Genomic DNA, 4057 nt, shown 5'->3' on the forward strand with positions numbered 1-4057 from the left:
CTTGATCAACAGTTTCTGGGTGAGGCGATGGTCGTTTTAACGCGCGATGATCGTATTACCCTCGTTGACTTCACGGATGTCAGCGACAGCCAACTCAAACCCGGTACGCGAGACGTTTGGTCGAGCTATCTGATACAGGGCGTAGCCCTCGGTGACTGCAAGGCCCAATGCCCCGAACAATTGCTGGCCGTGCACTACAGCCTTGAAAACTCCTTGGTCTCGATTCTCACGCAAAATGCTGAGCGTGACGATCAGGTGCAACGCTATTACAACTTGCCTGAGGGGGGCAGCACCGGGTTGATCGTGCGCAACCAGTTAAATCTCAATGGGGGCCAGGGCCAGGACCTCGGAGGGCGCTACGGTCTGGAGGCCAGCAGCAGCCTGGGCAATTGGACTCAAGCCGTCAATGTGCAGCTGTCCCGACTGGGTGGCCTGGATAACACGCTCTATCACGCAGTGAATGAGCTTTATACCCAGCGCGAACTGGAAGGCGATTTTCTGCGCCTGGGTTATTTCACTCCCTCATCCGAAGGCCTGTCCCGCCAGCCGCGCACCTTTGGCACCAGCCCCGACACGGCTTTGGGCGTGATGTATGGCAGCTCCGACAGCCTGGCAGTCAACAACCCCAAACCGGCGGTCTATCCGATTTACGTCACCGCCAATCGGCAAGGCTCGGTGGAGATTTATCGCGACGGTTTGATGATCAATACCCAAGCGGTACCCGCCGGTTTGCAGACCCTCGATACCCGTCCGCTGCCGGGCGGGATCTACGAAGTGGAAGTACGCCTGATCGAAGATGGCCAGATCACGTCCAGCACCCAGGAACTGATCTACAAACCCAGCAACTGGCGCAATCATGACGAACGTTGGCGCTACAACCTGTTCGCCGGGCGTGAATCCGGATTGCTCAGCAACTGGGATGAACCCGACGATGGCGACATGACCGCCGGTGCCGCGTTCAATTATCTGTTGCACCCGCGAGTGATCCTTGGCCTGACTGGCCGGCAGGTGCGCGATAGCCTGCAACTCGGCACGTCGGTCGACTGGGCCATCGTCAACTACGCCAGCCTGTATGCCAACGTCTACCAGACTGAAGATTACGGCACCGGTCTCGACGTGCAGGGGCTCTACTCTTATGGCAGCGGCAGCCTCGTCGCCAGCTATAACCGTAGCTGGCTCGATACCACAAAACTCTATGACACCCTGCCCGATGGCACGCGAGTGCGGCAGCCCAACGTATTTATCGGGCAAACCACCAACTCTTCGTTGTCGATCAACCATCGACTGACCAGCAAAAGCTCGGTCAATGCGCGGGTATCCCACAGTGAGGGCAACACCAATGGCACCGGTGTGGATCTGGGATGGACCCAGCGCACCCGGCTGTTTGGCAGTGATGCCAACTGGCGATTGTCACTGTTCGATCGGCCGGGCAGCATCAGTTCGGATGACGACCGCAACCGTGGTGTCGACCTGAGCGTCAACATTGCCTTGGGCGGCCCCGGTGAACAAATCTCCGGCAGCATCGGCTCGCGAACCGCTCGTGAGGGTGGTCGGGATAACAACGCCTCGTTCACTTACCGCAAAGACCTGCAGGATCACATTCTGCAAAACGTTTCCGCCACGGCCATCACTGACACCTACGGCATCGGCTTGAATGCGATGGCGACAATGCAGTCAGACCTGGCAAACGGCGATGGTTTCATCCAGCGCTCTTCGTTCAACAATGACTTTACCGGTGGCCTGAACCTGGACAGCACGGTCGCCGTCGGTGGCCAGAAAATAGTCATGACCAGCCAGTACCACCGCAATGGCGCGGGGATGATCATCGATGTGGAATCGGACATCGCGGACATCGCCCTGCGTGCCGACGATTTGAGTGGCGGCAGTGCGATCCTCAAGCCGGGGCGTAACTTCGTACCGATCACGGCCTACAAAAGCAGCTCCGTCAGTTTCGATTTCGAAGGTAACCATGTCCCCGCTGCGACCATCCAGCCGGCCCGTTCCAGCTATCACTTGAACAAGGGCGGCGTGGAGTATCGCCAGATCAAGGTCATGAGAACCCTCACCGTACTCGGTCGCCTGATCGACCCTCAGGGTAACCCGCTCAAGGGCCACCACATCATCAACCACGCCAGCCGTGGCGTGAGTGAAGTGGACGGGTTCTTCTCCATGGAAATGAATGCGGGATCACCGACCCTGGAAGTGCGCCATGGCAATCAGTTGCTGTGCCAGTTCCGCCTGGACCCGAGCCAGGGGAGCACGGAAAACAACGTGTTGATGATCGGGGATTTGCGCTGCAGTCCCGATACGTTGGCCGAAGCAACGGTTACAGCGCAGAAGGCAGGTTAATGAGCATGTTCAGAACCTTTGCAAACCCATTGAGCCGCTGCCTGTCGTTGCTGGTGTTGTCCGGACTGTGTGGACTGCCGGTGACGGCAGCGACTCTGGATATTGAAGCCGTTTTCACACCGGACTCTTCGGCCCCGCATAAAAATGAATTCGTGAATAAAACCCCGTCTCAAGGGTTCTGCGCGCAAGTCCCTCAGGCCTGCAAACCGGAAGGCCTGTTCAGTTTGATTGCGCCTATCAGTTTCACCGCCAACGCGCCGATTCGTGCCAATCACGCGGATCCGCGCCAGGGCGGGATGGCCAAAGTCCCGTCAGACTGGCGGGATGTGACGGTCACCCATGAATCGGGAGAAACCAATACCGTCAGAGTCCGCATCGCCGGTATCGGTCATGAATCGCAAATACCGGTACCCATCGCGGAACTGACCGGGGAGCCTGGCGGTGCCGGTTGGGATCGACTGTGGCGGGGCAACTCATGGTTGTATGCGCCGGCTCCCTGCCAAGGGGTGGGCTGGGCGACGGTTGGGCAAAGAGGATTTAATAGTTTCTGGAAAGTACCGCCGGCAGCGGGGGTGTGTTCCAAACAAGCGTTGTTTGATATCCCCATGTCCTTTCGCTACCTGTATTTCGTACTGGGTTATCAATTGATAACGCCTAACCCGCTGAGTATGAAAACCGGCAAATACCACGGCTTTATCACCTTCAGTGTCGGGCCGGGTCATGATTTCGACATGGGCGACGTCATGCAGCCCGACGACAATTCACTCACGTTGAATTTCACGCTGGATGTTCAGCACACGCTGAAGGTCGAGATACCGCCCGGCGGCGACAACGTGCAATTGGTCCCGGCCGGTGGCTGGCAGTCCTGGTTGCAGCAGGGTCGTAAACCGGTACGCCTGTTTCGCGACCAGACCTTCAATATTTCGGCGTCATCACGATTCAAGATGTCGCTGGAATGCCAGATCGCCGGCCCGTTCGATTGCAGGCTTCGTGACCCGGTCTCAAAGCGCACCACCCCCGTGCAACTGAGCGTAAGCCTGCCCAATGGATTGACGGATGTGTCCGGTCAACCGGYCAAGCGACGTCCGTTGCGCGTGGGCGAGGTGAACGCCCAACAGTTTCAACCCGGGTTCTATGTGGATCGGGCACCTGGCGTGCTGCACTTTGAAATTGCCCCCAGCGATGTGGATTCCATGCTGCAGCCCGGCGTGGCAGCCCACTACGGCGGTGTTTTCACGGTGATCTGGGATTCGGAAGCCTGATGGCCGGCACCTCAGTGGGCCGGGTCTTTGTTGAGTTCAATGTGATGGGGATGGTTATGAAGCGTTTACTGGCACTGGTGGGTTTGAGCGGGTTTTGCCTGGCGATTCAGGCTGCTCCAAGTATCAATATCGGCACCGTCTACGACTACCTGGACGGGGATAAAAGTACTTACCTGAAACGGGTGTTCAATGGCGGCGACAGCACCGCATTTGTGAAGGTCAACATCCTCGAAATTCTCTACGACGTAGACGGCAAATCACGGGAAGTACCGCTCAAGAGTCAAACCGATGGCAGCAGCAAGGACGGCTTGATGGCCAGCCCGGCGCGACTGATCGTGCCGGCCAATGGCATGCAAGGCACCCGGCTGCTGTACATGGGCGAGCGAGATCGGGAGCGCTACTTTCGGGTGCGTTTCGTACCGGTAGTGCCGGAGAAGGAAGATGAA

The 4057-nt window shown here is 58.0% G+C and carries 2 protein-coding genes and 1 pseudogene; all 3 read left to right on the plus strand.

All coding sequences use genetic code 11. The annotated features are described in order from the left end of the window. Positions 1-2349 (plus strand): TcfC E-set like domain-containing protein (locus AC1DRJ_RS20685; protein WP_477803779.1); only part of this gene is annotated, 2349 nt, incomplete at its 5' end. A gap of 5 nt (positions 2350-2354) precedes the next feature. Then, positions 2355-3611 (plus strand): hypothetical protein, encoded by a 1257-nt coding sequence (locus tag AC1DRJ_RS20690; protein WP_477803780.1) that lies wholly within the window; start codon positions 2355-2357, stop codon positions 3609-3611. Between the two features lie 56 nt (positions 3612-3667). Further along, positions 3668-4057: pseudogene (locus tag AC1DRJ_RS20695) on the plus strand (molecular chaperone); the annotation flags it as partial.

Source organism: Pseudomonas sp. P5_B2, from assembly GCF_056400445.1.